Consider the following 19,701-nt stretch of genomic DNA (forward strand, 5'->3'; position numbering starts at 1 on the left):
GCACCCCTTTGTTTAAACATTCGTTCTTATTTTACCAGTTTTTTCTGGCCAATAAAGCTGGACTGTCGCTTTACAGGACGAAATTTCCTATACTAGGTTTCAGGGGAATTTTCGGAAGGAGGAACTGCTATGGAACTTGTTGAGCCTAAAAAACTCCAGACGGCACTGGATGCCTTCGCCGGCAAGGATGTCTATCTCCACCTGGAGACAACAAACGGTGCATACGCCAGCCATTTCAATGAAGGCTTTTTTAACGCCGGTGCATTCATCCGCAATGTGCTGATCAATTTTGAATTGGGAAAAATCGTCGGTGACAGTCCGCACCGCGTAGGATTAAAACTGCCGTATGGCTGGGTTTATGCACAAGGCATTACCCATTATGAACTGGATGACCACGGCCGTCTGTTGCTCGCCGGCCATGACGCATCCGGAAAACTCGCGGTGGCGCTGGAACTGAGCGAAACACCGTTCGCTTATTAAGGAGGAACTTATGACAATAGAAGCAGAACGCCATGTACTGGTTGTATTTCCGCACCCTGATGATGAAGCCTTTGGTGTATCCGGAACGATTTCATCTTATATTGAACAGGGAACACCTGTTACATATGCATGTCTGACACTTGGTGAAATGGGCCGGAATCTCGGCAATCCGCCATTTGCCACCCGGGAATCACTTCCTGACATCCGAAAACAGGAATTGCTGGCTTCCGCAGAAGCCATGGGACTGGAAGATCTGCGGATGATGGGACTTCGGGATAAGACACTTGAGTTTGAAGATGACGAAAAAATGGTGCAGCTCATCACAGAATTGATCGATGAAACGAACCCTTCCCTCATCATCACATTCTATCCGAATTATGCCGTGCATCCCGATCACGAAGCGACCGCACGAGCCGTCATCCGCGCTGTCCGCCGCATGAAGGACCGCCCGAAACTGCATTGTGTGGCGTTTGCCAATGATACGCTGTCCGGCCTCGGCAAGCCCGATATCGTCCGGGATATCTCGCCCGTCCGCGAACGGAAAATGAATTCCATGAAAGCCCACATTTCGCAGACGGCCTGGATGCTTGAAGAAATGGAGCATAAACTTGCACAGGGAGATACAGAAACTGAGAGCTGGCTTGTCAATGAACGTTTTTACACGTACCGGTGGGATGAGGACTTTGAAGAATCATTTTAATCGTGCAGGGCTGTCCCGAAAGGTCATGAGCGATGACCTTTCCGGCGGCTCTTTTTGATTGGCTGGAGTCGCCGCCGTTCATTCGTCAGCCAAGTCATGGACGGATATAACGACCTTACAGAATGGCAGCTGCCGTGATATCTTCAAAAAGGCTGATGCTTATGCGGAAATCGCAGGAAGAGAAAACTGGCGGATTTTTCTCTTCCCTGCCTTCATCATTGATTGCAAGCGGAATCTTTTGGTCAAACCCTATAATTATGCATAAAAATTTTTATGCAGAAAACTGCAAGTAAACAATTTCTGCCCACGAGTGAAATCTGCCGATTCTGACAAAGGTGTTCCGCTTTTTTAAGAACGCTCGCGGGAAGCGATCAAAAGATGCGCGTGATGGATGACCGCGTCCTTTGATCCTCTTCCCCTGCCCGCCTCTTCTTTCCAAACCGGTACCCATTTCTTGATAGCCGGTTCTTCTTGCAGGAAAGACGGCACCTTTTCCCGTTATTCTTCTAATGGAGTTATTGGAGCAAAACAGGTACAGACAATCCGTTGAGGCCGGCGGGCTGCCAATAATTATGTACAGAACGATGTCTTGTCCCGCTCACTGACTGGCCTGTTTGCTTCAGGACCAGGAAGCAAGCGGAACGTTTTCGGCTGGCGACCGGGAATACATGTTTATGCAATTTACAGGGTTTTATCTATAGCTCCAGTTCCTGCCCTAATGGAAGGGACTATATTTATTCGACAAATTCCGCTACTATAATAGAGGATGTTCACACAAGAGAAAGTGAACACGGCAATTATTTCAGTTACATAGACATCAAGGAGGAAAATCATGAAAACGCATTCAGCATCAACGTGGGCATTGTTCCTGATTCCGTCCATACTCGGAATTCTGCTGTTCATGGTGCCGCTCCAGACAGCGGAAGGTGTTCAGGTCGTGGTCGCGATTCTTGCAAGCTGGCTTGCAGAATATATTGCACCGTATGTATCGTGGATCGTAACCGGGCTGCTCATCATCGCAGCGGTGGGATCGCTGGTTTTTGTAGCGAAACGGCCACCTGCAGCAGACGAAGAGACAACGTTTATCGAAAAATTATTCAATGTTCATTGGTTCTGGACAATCGTCCGTGTTCTCGGTGCAGTTTTTGCGCTGATGGTTATGCTCCAGGTGGGACCCGAAGCGGTATGGAGTGACGTAACGGGCGGACTTTTGCTGTCGGCAGAAGGCTTGCTGTCATTCCTGTTCACCATCTTCCTGTTCGCCGGCCTCCTGTTGCCGCTCCTCATGAATTTTGGCCTGCTGGAGTTCTTCGGGACGATGATGGTCAAAATCATGCGGCCGCTGTTCCGGCTGCCGGGCCGTTCTTCCATCGACGCACTGGCCTCTTGGGTCGGTGACGGAACAATCGGTGTCCTGCTGACAAGTCAGCAGTATGAGCAGAACCGCTATACGAAGCAGGAAGCTGCGATCATCGGGACGACTTTCTCAGTCGTATCGATCACGTTCGCCATTGTCGTCATCTCAGAAGTGGGTCTCAGTGAATACTTCCTGCCTTATTACGGCACTGTCATCCTGGCAGGTGTTGTACTGGCACTCATCATGCCGCGGATTTATCCGCTCGCTCAAAAAGAGACGACATTCGCAGACGGCACGCCACAGGAATCTCAGCATGAAGATGTGCCGAAGGGATACAGCTCTGCAAGCCATGGCCTTGAACTGGCTCTTGAAAAAGCGGACCGGAACCGGTCGGCAGGCAAGTTCTTCACCGATGGATTCAAAAACGTGCTCGATATGTGGATCGGCGTTGCCCCGGTTGTCATGGCATTCGGGACAATCGCATTGATTCTTGCAGAATTCACACCGTTCTTTGCGATTCTCGGTGCGCCGTTTGAGCCGCTTCTCACCTTGCTCGGTATTCCCGAAGCAGAAGAAGCCGCCCAGCTCATGGTCATCGGCTTTGCGGATATGTTCCTTCCGGCGATTCTTGGAGCGGGATTGGAATCTGAAATGACCCGCTTCATTGTAGCTACAATGTCGGTCACTCAGTTGATTTACATGTCAGAAGTCGGCGGTTTACTGCTCGGTTCGAAGATTCCGGTCAATATCCTTGATCTGGTTGTCATCTTCCTGCTCCGCACATTGATCGCATTGCCCATCATCACTGGCGTGGCACATTTGCTGTTTTAAATGAAAAAGCTGTTGTCGGAAATCCGGCAACAGCTTTTTATGATTTGTCATGAAAATCCAGCTGGTCTGTAAATAATAATCGGCTGAAATCCCTTCAAATAATAACGAGCATCCCTTGAACCTCCATAAAACACCTTACGAACCCGTGATTCCGTTCAAGAGGAATTTGCCTGCAACCGCTTTTCGCTTTCCGCACTGAGCTGCAGCTCTTGTTCTGTGTCGGCTGGCAGATGAGCAGCAGGTTTCTTTGCCTTCACTGCAGTAAATACATAGCATCCTGCAATGACGATGGCACTGCCGGCCAATTGTGTACCGGTCATTTGTTCGCCCAGTAAAAGGAATGCCAGAATAGCAGTAAAGATTGGGTTAAAGTTCAGGTAAATGCCCGCTGAAGCAGCGCCGAGTTTCTGCACACCGATGTTCCAGAGCACAAAACAAACTACTGTAGAGATGACGCCAGTATAGAGCAGCGCACCAATGAACGGTCCCGTTATGTCTGTCACGTGAAAATCTGCAGCGTTATAGGGCAGGAGCACCAACAGACCTGCGATGCCTGAGTAGAATGTGGCAGCAAGCGGCGTCACATACATCATCGCCCATTTGCTGCAAACGGAGTAAATTCCCCAGATGCCCACCGCAGCCAGCATGTACACATCTCCCCGGTTGAATTCGAGCGACAGAAGCACCTCACTGCTTCCTTTCGACAGCACCAGCACAACACCGGCCAGTGAAAGAGCGATCGCAACCGTCTGGACAGCGCTGATTTTATCCTTCAGGAGCAGGACTGAAAATATAGCGATCGAAACGGTATTCAGCGTAGAGATCAAGCCTACATTTGTGGCGGATGTGTGATCAAGCGCTAAAAACTGAAGCGTATTGAATAAGGCGACACCTGTAAGTCCCATCAGCAGCAACGGCAATAATGCCTGACGCGGCGGAAGCGCCGTTTTTCCCTGCCGCATGATAAACGGTAAGAGACAGACGATTGCAATCAGCCATCTGAGGCTCGTCAGCGTGATGGGTGAAGCATGGCCCACCAGCCATTTTCCCATCACAAAATTCCCTGCCCATAGCAGGCTTGTCAGCAGCAATAAGATTGAATACTTATAACGCATAAAGAACCTCCCCCGCTTCAAGTTAAAACCTCTTTATTAATAATTTTAACTTTTCTACTCATAAACTTACAGGTTCTTTACCTATTGCGTTTTAATTCAATAAAAATTAAAGTGTTACTAAGGAATACGTTATTTTATTCATCTGGCAAATTGAGATTTCCATCATCACAAAACAATCTTAAAGGAGACTTGGCAATGGAATCTGTTTTCAGTAAAGTACTCGATTCAATCGATGTCCAGCTGCTTGATATACTGCAACACGAAGCCCAATTGAGCAATGCGGAATTGGCCCGGCGCGTCAGCCTCTCCTCCCCTGCTGTTCATGCACGTGTCCGCCGCCTGGAAAACGAGGGATACATCAGCCGGCAAGTCGCCATTTTGAACCAGGAAAAACTCGGCTTCGATCTGTTATGTTTTATTTTTATCAGCACGACTGTTCATCAGGCAGAAGAATTGCATGTGCTGGAATCCGCACTGCAGGCGATGCCCGAAGTGCTGGAATGCCATTGCCTGACGGGTGAATATGATTATTTGCTGAAAGTCGCCAACCGGGACCGGGCGGATCTGCAGGCATTCATCCGCAAACTGAACCGGCTTGGCGTCACGAAAATCCAGACTAGTCTCGTGCTGCGGGAAGTCAAAGATTCAACTGTACTGCCCATTACCGGCGGGCCGGATGCCATTTAACGGTTTTACGGCATAAAAAAGCACACGCTCAGGCGTGTGCAAATTTTTCCCGTAATTTATTGAGCATGTCAGCTGTCATGGCATCCAGGGAATACTTCACTTGGAAGCCCCATTCCCGTTCAGCTGCAGATGCATCAATGCTGTCCGGCCAGCTGGCGGCAATCCCCTGACGGACCGGATCGACATCGTATGTCAATTTAAAATCCGGGAGGTGTTTCCGGATGGACGCCGCAACCGCTTCCGGGTCCACGCTCATCGCCGTCACATTAAAGGCATTCCGGTGCTCAAGTTGCGCTGCGTCCGCTTCCATTAGATCCACAATGGCCTGCAGGGCATCCGGCATGTACATCATGTCCATATGCGTCCCTTGCGCGATATAAGAAGCATAGCTGCCCTGTTCGAGCGCTTTGTAGTAAATGTCCACTGCGTAATCGGTCGTTCCGCCACCCGGGGGTGTTACATAAGAAACGAGGCCCGGAAAGCGGACACCGCGCGTATCAACGCCAAATCGGTGAAAATAATAGTCACACAGCAACTCCCCGGCGACTTTATTGACCCCGTACATCGTTGTCGGCCGTTGCAATGTATCCTGCGGGGTGCCGATTTTCGGTGTGGACGGGCCGAACGCACCGATCGAACTTGGCGTAAAAAACTGCAGACCCAGGTTTCTGGCCGTTTCCAGCGCATTCATAAGACCGCCCATGTTCAAATTCCAAGCGAATAACGGATTTCCCTCGGCTTTTGCTGATAATAATGCCGCCATATGCATGATTGTGTCCGCATTAAAATCTTTCGCCAATTGCTGCATCCGTTCCCCATCCGTCACATCCAATAATGCGAAATTACCGTCTTTATTTTCAATCGGACGAATATCCGTTGCCAGCACGTTTTCGACTCCATATATTTCTTGGAGTTTCCCCGTCAGTTCAGATCCAATCTGGCCGAGCGCACCAGTTATCAGTATGCGTTTCACCCAATTTCCTCCTTTAAGTAAAACCATGAACGCCTTTACGCATCTCAAATTTCAATCCTTATTCATTATACGGGGGACGGCATGGGAGAACAACCGGAAATAAGAAGTGAGCCGTTTTTCCTGACTTCCAGTCCAATCTATGTCTCTTCAATTGGCCGGCACGCGCACAGACCTGAAAATCTAAAAAGCGCACTGCCAAAATGGCAGTGCACTGCTTGCGTCATTGAATAACGCCCAGTTCTTTGCCGACTTTTTCATATACGGCAAGCGCTTCATCAAGCATGTCTTTCGTATGGGCGGCCGTCGGCATGTTGCGGACGCGGCCGGTGCCTTTCGGAACAGTAGGGAAAACGATCGATTTTGCATACACGCCTTCTTCGAACAGGCGCTTTGAGAATTGCTGGGTCAGCTTCTCCTCACCGATAATACACGGCGTGATCGGCGTTTCGGATTCCCCGATATTGAAGCCCAGCTCTTTCAGGCCTTTTTTCAAATAATCTCCGTTATCCCACAACTTATCATGGAGCTCCGTGGAATCGATGATCATCTGCAGCGCCGAAATGATGGCCGCTGTATCGCCGGGCGGCACTGCCGTGGAGAATAAAAACGGACGTGAGCGCACGCGCAGCCAGTCGATCAGGTTCTGCTTACCGGCAACGTAACCGCCGACCACACCGACCGCTTTTGATAGCGTGCCCATCTGCATATCAACTTCTTTTTCCAGACCGAAATGCTTTACAGTTCCTTTCCCTTTGCCGGTCACGCCGGATCCATGGGCGTCATCGACATACGAGATGAGGTCGAATTCCTTCGCGATTTCCACGATTTCCGGTAGCTTAGCAATGTCGCCGTCCATTGAGAATACGCCGTCTGTGATAACCATGACTTTATTGTACAGACCGGATTCTGTCGCTTCTTTCGCCTTCGCCCGCAAGTCTTCCATATCGGAATGCTTGTACGCGATGATCTTCGCTTTCGACAGTCGGCAGCCATCGATGATCGAAGCATGGTTCAGCTGATCGGACAGGATCGCATCATTCTTATCCATGACTGCAGAAATCGCCGCCATATTGCAATTGAAGCCGGATTGATACGAAATCGCCGCTTCCGTCCCTTTGAACTCGGCAAGCTTATCTTCAAGCTGCACGTGCAGGTCGAGCGTACCGTTGATCGAACGCACTGCACCTGCGCCAACGCCGTATTTGTCGATCGTTTCTTTTGCGACCTTTTTCAATTCGTCGTTCGTTGCAAGGCCCAGATAGTTATTGGATGATAAGTTGATCAGTTCTTTCCCGCGGACTTTGATGATCGGGCCATTCGGGCCTTCAACCGGATCCACTTCATTGTACAGCCCCTGCTCTTTCAATTCCTGCAGGTTATCGTTCAGGAATGCATCAAGTGTTTTTGACAATGTCCTCTTCCTTTCGCACAAAATTCTCTTCTTCATCTTACCATAAGGGGAATTGAGGCAGGAAGGAAGGGACTGCCGGGATTTGCGAGCTTTATTTCTGGAATACGAGCTTTATTTTGGATTTACGAGCGATAGAGCGGATTTTCATTCCAAAGACAAAAAAGTGTTATGTAAATCAATCCGGTGGTCTAAAAAAAGGTGGCATACCCCAAGTATGATCGATAACCACCTGTTTATGATCGTTATTTTCCGTTTATGATCGATAACAGAGACTTATGATCGTTATTTTCTATTTATAATCGATAAGGTCGAAATCTATTTTATTTCGCAGATTAATGATACTCATCCATAAGAAAAAGCGGGCTTGTGGCCCGCTTTTCGTAAGACTTATTCGCCGCTGTTGTTTCCTGCGCCTTTATTCGGATTATCGATCTTGTACTGTACTTCGTACGTGAATTCCTGTGCATTGCCCTGTCCCGGCTGCGCGGCGTATGAAGTAATCATTTTCACGTTGCCTTCCCGGAAGACGTTTTGAAGGTCCAATGCTTCTTCTTCCGTTACATTGAATGGGTCCACATGGAAAACATGCTGCTGACCATTCTTCTTTGTCTGGACGAATGTCGTCGTGAAGTCGACATATTCACCTTTCAATTGGCCAAGTGATTGGAATGGCTCTGTCGATGACCCGTCTGCAAAGAAATCTCCCAACGACACATTCTTGATGAACCAGCCTGTGTCGTTATAGCCCCAGTCCGTGAGATTACGGAATGAAACCAGAATGTCGCGGCCTGCATACGCCGAGAGGTCGAATGTCTCTGTTGACCAGTTCAGCTTATGACCAGTGAAGCCCGGAACGTTCTCTTTAATTTTCGGGTACCCCTCTTCCACGACATCTATGCGCGTGTTTTCATTGGCTAACGACGTCCATGTTTCCCCATTATCAGTGGAAACTTGAACGACCCCATAATCCCATTGTTCTTCGATGTCATAATAATGATCGAATGTCAGGACTGGATTGTCTGCCGGTACAGTAGCCCCAAAAATCAACGCCTGATCCACTTCATCTCCGTTGTTTGCGTGCAATACCTGCTCGGTCTCATCCAATGGGTTAGCTGCAGTACTCCATTCCAGCGGGAGGAAAGCGACGCCATCGAATTCCATACCGCGTACTGTGGTATCGAAGTTGAATTCCTTGAAATCGCCGCCCCATGCCGGAACGCCTTCTTTTTCGAATGTAATGGCTTTTTCAAAATCGACCGTCTTGCCGCGCACGGTGCCTTCTGAATCAACCGGCAATGTGCGAAGGTCGATGCTGTCGATATTGTAATCACTGCTGACTTTCGAATGGTCGAGAGTCAGGGCTGCCATGAAATTCTGGTAGAGCGTATTGAATGATTTATCCGAACCAAATTCGGCAAGCTTTTGGTCGATGCTGGCCATGCCTTGATTTTCCCCATCCGTTGCAAGCTCACGGATGAACTCTTTGCCGAATTTATCGTGCATATAAAGTGTGAACAGATAGGTCTGGCCGTAATCAGCGATCGTTTCAGGACCAGTTACCGCTCCATAATGCTCATCCCAGTTCACGAGTGAGTTTTCCGGGTGATCCAGATAGAAATTGATCGAACCGGCATCATGCCCATAGCCGCCGAGGTATTCAGAGAAAGTCGAGAACCCTTCGTTCAGCCAAGTTGTCTCCGCTCCGTCGTTATCCGCCTGAATCAAGTGCTGCAGTTCATGGATCGTTGTGCCAAAGAAGGTGTTTTCGAGACGGGTATCCCACGAATTCGTATCAATCGTAATGATATTTCGGTCGATATAATTTTCAAGCGTCTGCCAGAAGAAGCCCGCGACGAAGAATGGATAATCCGGATTGTTCCAGCCTTCATCGACAATATTATCAACGAGCATGATCACTTTATCGGAACCCTCATAGTAACCCTCAGGCAATCCCACTATCCCCGGAAGAGGGGAATTGGAGCCATCCAGTGGATCCGGTATTCCGAAGAACTCAGTCGCTTTCGGATAAATATTGCTGTCAAATTCATTGCGCAGCTTATCAACCTGTGCTTGTGTTACTATATCAGCCGGCTTTGGATTGTTAGGGCCATAAGCAAGATCGTTGGCCACCCAAATTTCGACATTCTCCCCGACGCTGCGAAGTGTGAATTCTTTGAACGCAAGCTCCCGGGTAAGGAATAGTTTTGTTCCGCCGTCAAACGTGAATGGGTTATCAGCAGTTGTTTCAGATCCATCACCGGCAGTCCCATCTCCCGGTTGGTTCTTTCCTTTACCCGTCTGGGTTTTGTCATTGCCGGCATCTTTCCCTTTCGTTTTACCACCCGTCAGCTTGTCCTGCACTTGTTCAGCCTGTGCTTTGATTTTTTCAGCTGCTTGCTGCTGGAACTCTTCGCTTTCTGCTAACTGGTTCAGCTTTTGGTCAATGTCGACCCGGTCACCATAGCGTTCTGTGTTCCAGTTTTCGGTCTGAACTTTCGGCTCTTCCACGTTTGCCGTGGCCGGCGCTGCAAGTGAGAGTGTCAGGATGCTGGCTATTACGATTGTGCCCCATTTACTTTTTCCCATTTCCCTTCCCCTTCCGAATTCAGAATTTACCGCTAAATTAAGATTATCATTTCTGATAATTCAGAAACATAAGAAATAGTGACTATTTTCTCCGTGTCCACAGCGACCATGTTCCTTTTTCTCCAATTAGCACTTGAGTCACGAAATTGCCTGACTGCTTTTTTGCCACAAAAAAACAGGCAGATCCGCTTTGTGCGAATCCGCCTGCCCTCTATAGTTATCCTGTTCACTCGCCAGCGAGTGCATTCTCCAGATCTTCAATTAAGTCTTCCACATCTTCGATTCCGACCGACACGCGCACAAGGCCTTCGGAAATACCGAGTTCCGCACGGCGTTCCGGCGGGATGGACGCGTGCGTCATGAGTGATGGCACAGAGATCAGGCTTTCCACTGCCCCTAAGCTTTCTGCAAGTGTGAAGTAGCGGACTTTGTCGAGCAGTTTATGCGCTGCATCCACGGTACCGACATCAAATGAAATCATGCCGCCGAAACCGGTCGCCTGTTTTTTCATGATGTCGTGGCCGCGATGGCTTTCAAGGCCCGGGTAGAACACGTTTTTCACATTGTCATTGCCGTCCAGGAATTCCGCGACGCGCTTCGCATTCTGGTTGGTTTCTTCCATGCGGATACCGAGCGTTTTCAGGCCACGGATTAAGAGCCAGCAGTCCTGCGGTCCAGGCACTGCGCCGACCGAGTTCTGGATGAAATGAAGATCGGAAGCGAGCTGTTCGGAGTTCACGACAACAAGACCCGCCACGACGTCACTGTGGCCGCCGATGTATTTCGTCGCGCTGTGCAGCACGATGTCAGCGCCGAGTTTGATCGGGCTTTGCAGATATGGCGTCATGAACGTGTTATCCACGATCGTCAGCAGGTTTTTCGATTTAGCGAATTGTGCCACTTCTTCGATGTCCGTCACTTTCAGAAGCGGATTGGTCGGCGTCTCGACGAAAATCGCTTTCGTGTTGTCGCGGACCGCCGCTTTCACTTCGTCCAGATTGCCGGTATCGACGAATGTATGTTCCAGACCGAAGCGGTTCAGCACTTTCGTCATGACGCGGTATGTCCCGCCGTAGACGTCATCTGTCAGCACGACGTGATCTCCTGCAGAGAACATCATCATGACCGACGAAATCGCTGCCATACCGGAACCGAATGCAAACCCGGCATGCCCGCCTTCGATATCCGCGATCAATTCCTCCAGCGCGTGGCGGGTCGGATTGCCTGTACGGGAATACTCGTACTTGAAATTGCCGACCCCTTCCTGCTTATACGTGCTTACCTGGTAAATCGGCGTGGAAACGGCACCTGTGTGCTCGTCGCCGAAAATGCCGCCGTGGATCAGTCTCGTTTTCGGTCTCATTTCGCTTCCTCCTCTTCGAATGTCTGTCCGTATATGTTCTGGCTCAAATAGCGCTCGCTCGAATCCGCAAACACCGTTACGATATGGCTGCCGGGTGCTGCAGTTTCCGCTTCCCGCAGTGCAGCCGCAAACGCCGCACCGGAAGAGCTGCCGACAAGGAGCCCTTCCTTGGCCGCCAGCACGGTCAACGCCGCGAATGCTTCCTTATCATGAATCGTGTGGATTGCATCAAAATAGTCCGGATCCATGTAATCCGGCAGGAACTCCATGCCGATGCCTTCTGTGAGATGTGGTCCCGGTTCGCCGCCATTCAAGATGGAGCCTTGCGGTTCAACGATGACCGTCTTTACATCCGGCTTTTTGGATTTGAGAAAACGGCTCATGCCCATGAACGTCCCGCCGGAGCCAGCGCCGGCGACGAAGATATCGATCTCGCCGTCAAGCGCATTCCAGATTTCCGGTCCCATCGTCCGGACGTACGTTTCCGGATTGGCCGGATTGCCGAATTGAAGCGGCAGAAACGCCTGCTCTTCTTCCGCGATCTGCTGCGCTTTTTCAATCGCGCCTTTCATGCCCTCGTCCGTCGGCGTGTTAATGACTTCCGCGCCAAGTGCCCGCATGAGCGTCTGCTTTTCTTCACTGAACCGCTCCGGTACGACGAACTTCACTTTATAACCTTTTCCGATTGCGGCAATCGCCACACCGATGCCGGTGTTGCCCGCTGTCGGTTCAACGATCGTACCGCCCGGTTCCAGCACGCCGCGCGCTTCAGCGTCTTCAAGCAGTGACAGGCCGAGACGGTCCTTTACACTGCCGCCCGGATTAAAGTATTCCAGTTTCGCAAAAATACGGCAGCCGTTCGGGATTGCCACATGGGTCAGTTCCAGTAGTGGCGTATTCCCGATCAGCTGCTGAATGGAAGTTACATATGTCATCTCTTTTAACCCTTACACCGTTTCTTCTTCAGCGAAGACGACGCGCCATTCATCTTTTTTCTCGAGCATTTCACGCGCGAGTTCCTGTGCGTCTTCCAGGCTGTGGCTCGCTGCCCATCCGCACTGCACTTCATTGCTTGCCGGCACTTCCGTCGCTTCGAGAACATCTTTCAGTGTCGCTTCGATGATGTTCAGCACGTCCTCGTAATCGTCGTGATTGATGAGGGACATATAGAAGCCGGTCTGGCAGCCCATCGGTCCGATGTCGATGATTTTATCGGAATGGTTGCGGCTCAGTTCCGCCATCAAATGCTCAAGCGAATGCAGCCCTTTCATTTCCATGTGCTCTTTGTTCGGCTGTTTGAAGCGGATATCGTATTTGTAAAGCGTATCTCCGCTTGCCCCTTCTTTGACGCCTGCCAGGCGGATGTAAGGTGCCACTACTTTCGTGTGATCGAGGTTAAAGCTTTCAACATTCATTTTTTTCATGGAAATCGCTCCTTTTCGAGTGAGTTACTTCTTCGTCGCGTCCATCAGCCAGACATAATCATTCAGTTGTGTAAATTCTACCGCAAATCCGACTGATTCGAAAATGTCCTGCATAACCGGAAGTGTCGTATAATATTCCCGGTTCAAATCTTCGACAAGGTCCTTGAAGCCGCGGGATTCCTCGTAGCGGATCCGTTCCTGCTTCGCTTCTTCCGACTCGAATACCGTGTCAGCAAACACCACTTTGCCGCCTGCCGGCAGTTCGGAGGCATAGCGTTTGATGGCCTGCGCTTTTTCCCCGTCTGTCAGGTGGTGGAACGCATAACTGCTGACAAATGTGTTCGGCTTGGTATCCAGCTGATACTCGATAAAATCTCCATCAATGATTGTCGCTTCCGGATATTTTTCAGAAGCGGCTTTTTTCATGGCGCCATTCGGCTCGACACCGACTGCTTCCAGTTCCCGCTCCTGCAATTTTTCCAGCAAATTACCTGTCCCGGTCCCAAACTCAACGACCGGGCTCACAGCACGCGCGGCGACCGCTTCAAGAATGGCTTCATAATGCGCAAACACATCCGCGTATTGAGGGTCCTGCCCGCCAACCGACTCATCATACGTGTGTGCCCACTCATCAAATATTTCTACGAATTCGCGTCCCATCCGGTATTCTCCTTTTGTTTTTCCGTCTTTTTCTAATAAAACCTATAAGACTACTAGGGTTTATTATACTTGATTTGACGGGTTCCTTCAAACATCCGGATTATATTCACAGGCGGACAGCGCTTGGCGTTTCCGGTTTACCGGGCAGCAGGCGCAACAGCAGGCTGCGGCATTGTGGAATCGAATATTGGGCGATGGCGCCGGTTCCGAATGCCACAATGACTGTGCCAATGCCGACCGGGCCGCCGAGCAGCCAGCCGAGTGCTGCGACGGTCACTTCGATCATCATGCGCACCGTGCGGATGCTCCATCCGGTTTTTTCAACAAGGAACAGCATAAGCCCGTCACGGGGACCTGCCCCCATTTGCGGTGACACATACACGCCGATACCGTATGCGTAAACGAATAAGCCGGCCATGAAGATCACAATCTGGCCCGCCAGCGCATCGATATCCGGCAGCAAGAAATTGAAAATATCGATGAACACCCCGACGAGAATCATATTGAGGATCGTGCCAAGCTGCGGGCGCTGTTTCGTGACAGCCACTGTAATCGCAACGATGGCCAGCCCGATGAGGATTGACCATGTGCCGATTGACAGCCCAAAGTTTTTGAACAGCCCGATGGCGAGCACGTCCCATGGACCGACGCCGAGCAGCCGGCCTTTGATCATCATCGAAATGCCGAGCGCCAAAATAATGAGACCCACCGTGAAAAATCCCCATTGCAGCACTGTTTTCTTATTCAAATCCATTCCTTCTTTCTATGTGCAGCTAATCAGTCTCTGTCAATTCCGCGTATTCGGCAGCTGCCGCTTCCAGAAGAGCAGCCGGTGCGAGTTTCAGCTGCATGCCGATTTTGCCGGCTGACACAATAATCGATTCAAGTTCCTGGGCCTGCGACGCCACGTAAGTCGGGAATTGTTTTTTCATGCCGAGCGGTGAACAGCCGCCGCGCACATAACCCGTGACAGCCGTGATGTCTTTTGCCGGCAGCATCTCGATCTTCTTCTCTCCTGACGCTTTCGCCGCACGTTTCAGATCGAGTTCGTCCGCCACGGGGATGATGAATACGTAAGGTTGTTTATCCTGCCCTTGGGCAACCAGGGTCTTATACACTTCCGCAGGCGCGGCGCCGATTTTGGCGGCAACTGATACGCCATCAATTTTTCCGTCCTCTGTTTCATACTGCAGCACTTCGTAATCGATGTTCTCCCGGTCCAGCAGCCGGGCCGCATTCGTCTTCGCCGGTTTCTTCGCCACGCGTTTTCCCCCTAGTCGTTCTGCTCGAGCAGTTTTTTCAAGGCATCCGCCATTGCGGTATTTTTCGGTTCATCCTGCTGTTTCAAGTATTTATTGACATCTTTTTTCGTCGCTTTCGACTGCGTCTTTTTCTTCTTCTGTTCAAAGACGGACAGCTTCTCACGGTGACCGCATTTGCATGTGAAGATTTTGCCTTCCCCTTCGCCGCGCAGTTCCATGCGCTTATGGCATACCGGACAGCGGGCATTCGTCTGGACCGCAATATTCTTTTTGAAGCCGCAGTCGCGGTCCTGACAGACGTGCATCTTCCCGCGCTTGCCGTTCACTTCCAAGAGCGGCTTGCCGCAGTCCGGACACATCTTGCCGGTGACATTGTCATGCTTGAACTTCTGGTCGCTTGATTTGATTTCCGAAACCGCATGCTTCGCAAATGAAATCATTTCACCCATGAAGACGTCTTTTTTCAGCTCGCCTTTTGCGATTTTCGTCAGTTTCTGTTCCCACTCCGCCGTAAGTTTCGGCGATTTCAGGTCCTCCGGAACAAGATCGAGCAGCTGACGGCCTTTTGACGTGACGTGCAGGTCATTGCCGCGCTTTTCAATTAAAAATGTGTTGAACAGTTTATCAATGACGTCCGCCCGGGTTGCAACGGTGCCGAGTCCGCCGGTATCTCCGAGCGCGCGGATGAGTTCTTTGGATTCACCGGACATGAAGGAAGACGGATTTTCCATTGCGCCAAGCAGCGTCCCTTCATTGAAATACGGCGGCGGTTTCGTCTTACCGTCTGTCAGCGTCACCGCTTTGATCGTCAGTTTTCCGCCTTCCTGGAATGGCGGCAACGTGCTTTCGTTTTCTTCCGCATCCGCATCCGCAGCACGTTTCCAGCCGGCTTGGCGGATGGTTTTGCCTTTTGCCTGGAACGTTTCTCCACCGGCAGTGAGTTTCACCGTTGTCTGATCGTATTCATGCGGTGGCAGGAATACCGCCAGGAAGCGAGTCGCGATCAAGTCATACAGCGTTTTCTCCCGGTCCGACATGTCATAGAGCGGTGGCGCTTCCTCGGTCGGGATGATCGCATGGTGGTCCGATACACGGGCATCATCAATGACACCTTTCTGCGGATTGACTTTCCCTTTCAGAATCATGTTCACTGCAGCCCGGTTCGGTCCGGTGCCGGCGGCTTTCACCCGGTCCTTCAACGTATCCTGCATATCGGATGATAAATGCTTCGAATCGGTCCGCGGATAAGTGACCGCTTTATGCCGCTCATACAAATTCTGAAGCGTGTTCAATGTTTCTTTCGCTGACCACCCATAGCGCTTATACGCTTCTTTCTGGAGTTCGGTCAAGTCAAATAAAGGCGGTGCCGGCTGTTTCTTCGGTACGGTTTTGATTTCCGTGATGGTGCCTTCCGTTACTGCATCTAGTTTCCGGAACAGTGCATCGATCTTTTCCTTGTTGAACGATTGCGTATTATTGCCGTCCGTCCAAGTGAAGACGGCTTCCGGTGTGATCGCCTGCATGCCCCAATACGGTTTCGGCTTGAAGTTCTTGATCTCTTCTTCCCGATCAGCGACCATTGCGAGCGTCGGCGTCTGCACCCGGCCCGTCGACAGCTGGGCATTGTGTTTGACGGTCAGTGCACGTGTCGCGTTGATGCCGACGACCCAATCTGCTTCCGAACGGGCAACCGCCGCTTCGTAAAGGTTGTCGTATTTCCGGCCGTCTTTCAGGTTATTGAAGCCTTCTTTGATGGCTTTGTCCGTGACGGACGAAATCCACAGCCGTCTGATCGGCTTTTTCGTTTTCGTCTTCTCCAGGATCCAGCGGGCGACGAGTTCCCCTTCGCGCCCCGCATCCGTTGCAATGATGACATCTTTCACGTCACCGCGGTGGAGCTGCGCTTTCACCGCATTGTACTGCTTCATCGACTGCTTGATCGGCACCAGCTTGAACGGATCCGGAATGATCGGCAGCGTCTCCATTTTCCATTCTTTCAATGATGCGTCATACTGCTCAGGCTGGGCCTGCGTAACGAGATGACCCAGCGCCCACGTTACGATATGATTTTTGCCTTCGAGAAAACCGTTGCCTTTCTGATTGGCGCCGAGGACGCGGGCGATATCGCGCGCGACCGACGGTTTTTCTGCCAGGACGAGTGATTTAGACATATTTTCTACCCCATTTCTACCGGATTATTATACCATGGCTGCACGCAGCATAAAAAACCTCCTGCGCTGATGGCACACAGGAATCGGGTTATATCGAGATACAGAACGAAAAATGCAGATTTGGCAGAAGCGCCAGTCAGTTCTGATTAAAATTCACAGAAAAAGGCATTTCCGGACAAATTGTCTGGAAATGCCTTTCAGTTAAACCGCTTATGGGTTATCGATCGTTTCTTTGGATAATTTCTGACTCATTTCCGCGTATTGCACGAAGACACGCGCCAGTTCTCGAAGCCGATTCAGTACATCGTCCTCGATAATCTCATTGCCTTCACCGAAATGGGATGTGTGGGTGTAGACATAGTTCGGTGTCACGAGACAGCGGAAGTAATCAAGGATGGGCTTCAGCTGGTTTTCGATCACGAGATGATGCTGGTACGTCCCGCCGTTTGCTACGATGGATACGGGTTTGTAGCGCATCGTGCGCGGATGCAGGAGATCAAATGTGTTTTTCAGCACACCCGGAATCGAACCCTGGAAAATAGGGGATGCAATGATGTAACCGTCCGCCTGTTCAAAGCGGCTTGCCAGCGCCTGCATGTCTTCGTTATATGCTTCCAGCGGCCGGCCATCGACAAATTCATGGTCGTAATCTGAAAGGCTCAGCAATTCAAGCTTCAGACTTGGCCCATATTCCTCAATATATGCTTGAACCTGTTCGAGGACGGCTCCTGTCTTGCTGCCGACGATTGTGCCGTCTACCAGTAAAATGTTCACTCAAGTACCTCCTCTTCTGCTGCTATACCTTCACTATACCAAACACCTGCAGCTGATGCCCGGCAGTGCGCCCGTCGGCCTCAGCTCTGCGTGCCGTTTTTCACGCGTGAACTTTGGAGGCGTTCCTGGATGCGCTGCTCTTTTTGCGCTGGAGGCGCAAGGCTGATCAGCGTATCCCCAGGCTGCGGTTCGGTATGCTGGTCGGCAATATAGAAAGCGATCGCACCTGATGCTCGAATGATCAGCAGCAAAATCGTTCCTTCATGCCAATTTTCAAGAAAATCTTCATACGTATACTGTGCGGTAATGGTGGTTTTTCTGATTTCATAGCCTTCCGTGATTTTTTCTTCCAGCTTATGCACATTCCATTCATTACCGAACAGGACCCGGACACTCATCGTAGCCCGGAAATCTTTAGGATCCGCCTGGTGAATCGCTGTCTGGTACAGATTTTCCCGTCCGAAATCCGGAACGAAATTATTGACGACCAATGCGTTGTAGGAATCGATTTCCGTCGCTGCGACCAGCGTCGGAAACGGGGTGATATCAATATCGTACTCAGTATGTTCAGACAGCACTTCACCGGCATACGTGGGCACTCCCGCCTGCCGGGCTGCCTGAAGCCGGCCCCAGGATCGGTCCATGATGAGAACCCGCTTATTCATCTCTTTCAATAAAACAGCCAGTTTGGTTGTAAACAGATTGGCGCCGACAAACAGGACACCCGGCTCATCTGAAAATGCAAGATCGAGTTTCCGGGCGACCCAGCCGATGCTGAAGCCATGGGCAACAACCGTTGAAAACACAAGCGCCAAAGTCAATGCAGTCAGGATTTCAGCATCCGGATATCCCGCTTCAAGCAGGACACTGGCAAAATACCCCGATACTGTAAGCGCCACAATTCCCCGTGGGGCTATCCAGCCCACGAGTACCCGCTCTTTCCACGTCAGATCCGTGCCGATTGTTGCAATGCCGACTGCGAGAGGCCGCACGACAAATAACACGACCAGCACGAAGGCGATGATGCCCCAATCGAAAATCGAGATTAACACGTCGACAGAAAGCGATGCCGTCAGCATGATAAAGACGCTCGCAATGAGGAGAACGGAAATGTTCTCTTTAAAGTGGCGCATATCCCCGATCGAGGAGATGTTCATATTCGCCATGATAACGCCCATTGCTGTTACAGCAAGAAGTCCGGTTTCATGCATGATGGCATCCGACAACGCGAATGTGAAGAGCACAACCGCGAAAACGACTGGAGCTTTCAAGTATTCCGGCACTTTTCCGCGCTCGAACATCTGCCCGAGAATCCAGCCGGCTCCTGCACCCACCAATGCTGCGAACAGAGAGGCCAGGAAGAACAGACCGAACGATCCGGCTGTCACTTCCCCTTCAATAAACAATAAGCTGTGATAAGCAAACAGGGCGAGCAGCGCGCCGAACGGATCGACGATGATCCCTTCCCATTTCAGCAGTGCAGCCGGACGCGGCTTCAGTTTCGCCTGCCGGAGCAGCGGCATGATGACGGTCGGCCCCGTTACAATGAACAGGCCGCCGATCACAAATGCAACCGGCAAGGACAAACCGGCAATGTAATGAGCGGCAAGCGAACCTGCTACCCACGTCACAAATGCCCCAACTGTCACAAGACGGATGACCGGCCGGTTAAAGCCCCGGATTTCCCTGAAGTTCAAGTTCAGGCTGCCTTCAAACAGGATGATGCCGACAGCCAGTGAAATGAACGGTCGGAATAGCTCGCCAAAACTTTCTTCAGGAGATATTATGCCGAGCAGCGGTCCGGCAATCAGTCCGGCAATCGCCATGAGAACGATTGCTGGAAGCCGGAACAGCCAGGCAAGCCATTGTGAAAAAATTCCAAGAAAAATGATCAGCATTAATTCAAA

General features: G+C 50.7%; 17 protein-coding genes. 4 read left to right on the forward strand and 13 right to left on the reverse strand.

Annotated features, from left to right (window positions below; genetic code table 11):
- Positions 1 to 129 precede the first annotated feature (129 nt).
- The 3 genes from B0X71_RS15290 (at position 130) to B0X71_RS15305 (ending at position 3,368) form a co-directional block, all read left to right on the forward strand.
- Entirely contained in the window at positions 130 to 480 is a 351-nt protein-coding gene (locus B0X71_RS15290; RefSeq protein WP_077590230.1) for a YojF family protein, read from the forward strand.
- 10 nt (positions 481 to 490) lie between these two features.
- Positions 491 to 1,180: a bacillithiol biosynthesis deacetylase BshB2 gene (gene bshB2 / locus B0X71_RS15295; RefSeq protein WP_077590231.1), complete on the forward strand. Its 690-nt coding sequence runs from the start codon at positions 491 to 493 to the stop codon at positions 1,178 to 1,180.
- An 832-nt stretch (positions 1,181 to 2,012) separates the two neighbouring features.
- Positions 2,013 to 3,368, forward strand: coding sequence for a YjiH family protein (locus tag B0X71_RS15305; RefSeq protein WP_077590233.1), 1,356 nt, complete (start codon positions 2,013 to 2,015; stop codon positions 3,366 to 3,368).
- A 155-nt stretch (positions 3,369 to 3,523) separates the two neighbouring features.
- On the opposite strand, the gene B0X71_RS15310 is transcribed toward B0X71_RS15305, so the two are convergent.
- On the reverse strand, positions 3,524 to 4,483 hold the full coding sequence (locus B0X71_RS15310) for a DMT family transporter (protein WP_077590234.1): 960 nt from the start codon (positions 4,481 to 4,483) through the stop codon (positions 3,524 to 3,526).
- A gap of 195 nt (positions 4,484 to 4,678) precedes the next feature.
- On the opposite strand from B0X71_RS15310, the gene B0X71_RS15315 reads away from it, so the two are divergent.
- A complete protein-coding gene (locus B0X71_RS15315; protein WP_077590235.1) occupies positions 4,679 to 5,170 on the forward strand; it encodes an Lrp/AsnC family transcriptional regulator in 492 nt (163 codons plus the stop codon).
- Between the two features lie 28 nt (positions 5,171 to 5,198).
- On the opposite strand, the gene B0X71_RS15320 is transcribed toward B0X71_RS15315, so the two are convergent.
- From B0X71_RS15320 to B0X71_RS15375, 12 genes are all read right to left on the reverse strand, one after another.
- A complete protein-coding gene (locus B0X71_RS15320) occupies positions 5,199 to 6,143 on the reverse strand; it encodes an NAD-dependent epimerase/dehydratase family protein (protein ID WP_077590236.1) in 945 nt (314 codons plus the stop codon).
- 220 nt (positions 6,144 to 6,363) lie between these two features.
- Positions 6,364 to 7,554: a glycine C-acetyltransferase gene (locus B0X71_RS15325; protein WP_077590237.1), complete on the reverse strand. Its 1,191-nt coding sequence runs from the start codon at positions 7,552 to 7,554 to the stop codon at positions 6,364 to 6,366.
- A 387-nt stretch (positions 7,555 to 7,941) separates the two neighbouring features.
- Entirely contained in the window at positions 7,942 to 10,140 is a 2,199-nt protein-coding gene (locus tag B0X71_RS15330; protein WP_077590238.1) for an immune inhibitor A domain-containing protein, read from the reverse strand.
- 226 nt (positions 10,141 to 10,366) lie between these two features.
- On the reverse strand, positions 10,367 to 11,503 hold the full coding sequence (locus tag B0X71_RS15335; RefSeq protein WP_077590239.1) for a bifunctional cystathionine gamma-lyase/homocysteine desulfhydrase: 1,137 nt from the start codon (positions 11,501 to 11,503) through the stop codon (positions 10,367 to 10,369).
- Positions 11,500 to 12,438 carry a PLP-dependent cysteine synthase family protein gene (locus B0X71_RS15340; RefSeq protein ID WP_077590240.1) on the reverse strand — a complete coding sequence of 313 codons (939 nt, stop codon included), beginning with the start codon at positions 12,436 to 12,438 and terminating at the stop codon, positions 11,500 to 11,502. The genes B0X71_RS15335 and B0X71_RS15340 overlap by 4 nt, the downstream gene beginning before the upstream one ends.
- 12 nt (positions 12,439 to 12,450) lie before the next feature.
- Positions 12,451 to 12,927 carry an S-ribosylhomocysteine lyase gene (locus B0X71_RS15345; RefSeq protein ID WP_077590241.1) on the reverse strand — a complete coding sequence of 159 codons (477 nt, stop codon included), beginning with the start codon at positions 12,925 to 12,927 and terminating at the stop codon, positions 12,451 to 12,453.
- Between the two features lie 24 nt (positions 12,928 to 12,951).
- Positions 12,952 to 13,587, reverse strand: a complete 636-nt coding sequence (locus B0X71_RS15350; protein ID WP_077590242.1) for a class I SAM-dependent methyltransferase — start codon at positions 13,585 to 13,587, stop codon at positions 12,952 to 12,954.
- 106 nt (positions 13,588 to 13,693) lie between these two features.
- Positions 13,694 to 14,335, reverse strand: a complete 642-nt coding sequence (locus tag B0X71_RS15355) for a YczE/YyaS/YitT family protein (RefSeq protein ID WP_332309452.1) — start codon at positions 14,333 to 14,335, stop codon at positions 13,694 to 13,696.
- Between the two features lie 25 nt (positions 14,336 to 14,360).
- Positions 14,361 to 14,849 carry a Cys-tRNA(Pro) deacylase gene (ybaK, locus tag B0X71_RS15360; RefSeq protein ID WP_077590244.1) on the reverse strand — a complete coding sequence of 163 codons (489 nt, stop codon included), beginning with the start codon at positions 14,847 to 14,849 and terminating at the stop codon, positions 14,361 to 14,363.
- Positions 14,850 to 14,860: 11 nt separating this feature from the next.
- Positions 14,861 to 17,020: a DNA topoisomerase III gene (locus B0X71_RS15365; protein ID WP_077590245.1), complete on the reverse strand. Its 2,160-nt coding sequence runs from the start codon at positions 17,018 to 17,020 to the stop codon at positions 14,861 to 14,863.
- Between the two features lie 210 nt (positions 17,021 to 17,230).
- Entirely contained in the window at positions 17,231 to 17,794 is a 564-nt protein-coding gene (locus tag B0X71_RS15370; protein ID WP_077590246.1) for an NADPH-dependent FMN reductase, read from the reverse strand.
- Between the two features lie 80 nt (positions 17,795 to 17,874).
- Positions 17,875 to 19,692 (reverse strand): cation:proton antiporter, encoded by a 1,818-nt coding sequence (locus tag B0X71_RS15375; protein ID WP_077590247.1) that lies wholly within the window; start codon positions 19,690 to 19,692, stop codon positions 17,875 to 17,877.
- Between the last annotated feature and the right edge of the window lie 9 nt (positions 19,693 to 19,701).

Source organism: Planococcus lenghuensis (genome assembly GCF_001999905.1).
Classification (GTDB): Bacteria; Bacillota; Bacilli; order Bacillales_A; family Planococcaceae; genus Indiicoccus; species Indiicoccus lenghuensis.

Excerpts from the sequence above, each read along its gene's own strand:
- B0X71_RS15290 (WP_077590230.1), top strand. The coding sequence starts at position 130 with ATGGAACTTGTTGAGCCTAAAAAACTCCAGACGGCACTGGATGCCTTC.
- bshB2 (WP_077590231.1), top strand. The coding sequence starts at position 491 with ATGACAATAGAAGCAGAACGCCATGTACTGGTTGTATTTCCGCACCCT.
- B0X71_RS15305 (WP_077590233.1), top strand. The coding sequence starts at position 2,013 with ATGAAAACGCATTCAGCATCAACGTGGGCATTGTTCCTGATTCCGTCC.
- B0X71_RS15310 (WP_077590234.1), bottom strand. The coding sequence starts at position 4,483 with ATGCGTTATAAGTATTCAATCTTATTGCTGCTGACAAGCCTGCTATGG.
- B0X71_RS15315 (WP_077590235.1), top strand. The coding sequence starts at position 4,679 with ATGGAATCTGTTTTCAGTAAAGTACTCGATTCAATCGATGTCCAGCTG.
- B0X71_RS15330 (WP_077590238.1), bottom strand. The coding sequence starts at position 10,140 with ATGGGAAAAAGTAAATGGGGCACAATCGTAATAGCCAGCATCCTGACA.
- B0X71_RS15335 (WP_077590239.1), bottom strand. The coding sequence starts at position 11,503 with ATGAGACCGAAAACGAGACTGATCCACGGCGGCATTTTCGGCGACGAG.
- B0X71_RS15340 (WP_077590240.1), bottom strand. The coding sequence starts at position 12,438 with ATGACATATGTAACTTCCATTCAGCAGCTGATCGGGAATACGCCACTA.
- B0X71_RS15345 (WP_077590241.1), bottom strand. The coding sequence starts at position 12,927 with ATGAAAAAAATGAATGTTGAAAGCTTTAACCTCGATCACACGAAAGTA.
- B0X71_RS15350 (WP_077590242.1), bottom strand. The coding sequence starts at position 13,587 with ATGGGACGCGAATTCGTAGAAATATTTGATGAGTGGGCACACACGTAT.
- B0X71_RS15365 (WP_077590245.1), bottom strand. The coding sequence starts at position 17,020 with ATGTCTAAATCACTCGTCCTGGCAGAAAAACCGTCGGTCGCGCGCGAT.
- B0X71_RS15375 (WP_077590247.1), bottom strand. The coding sequence starts at position 19,692 with ATGCTGATCATTTTTCTTGGAATTTTTTCACAATGGCTTGCCTGGCTG.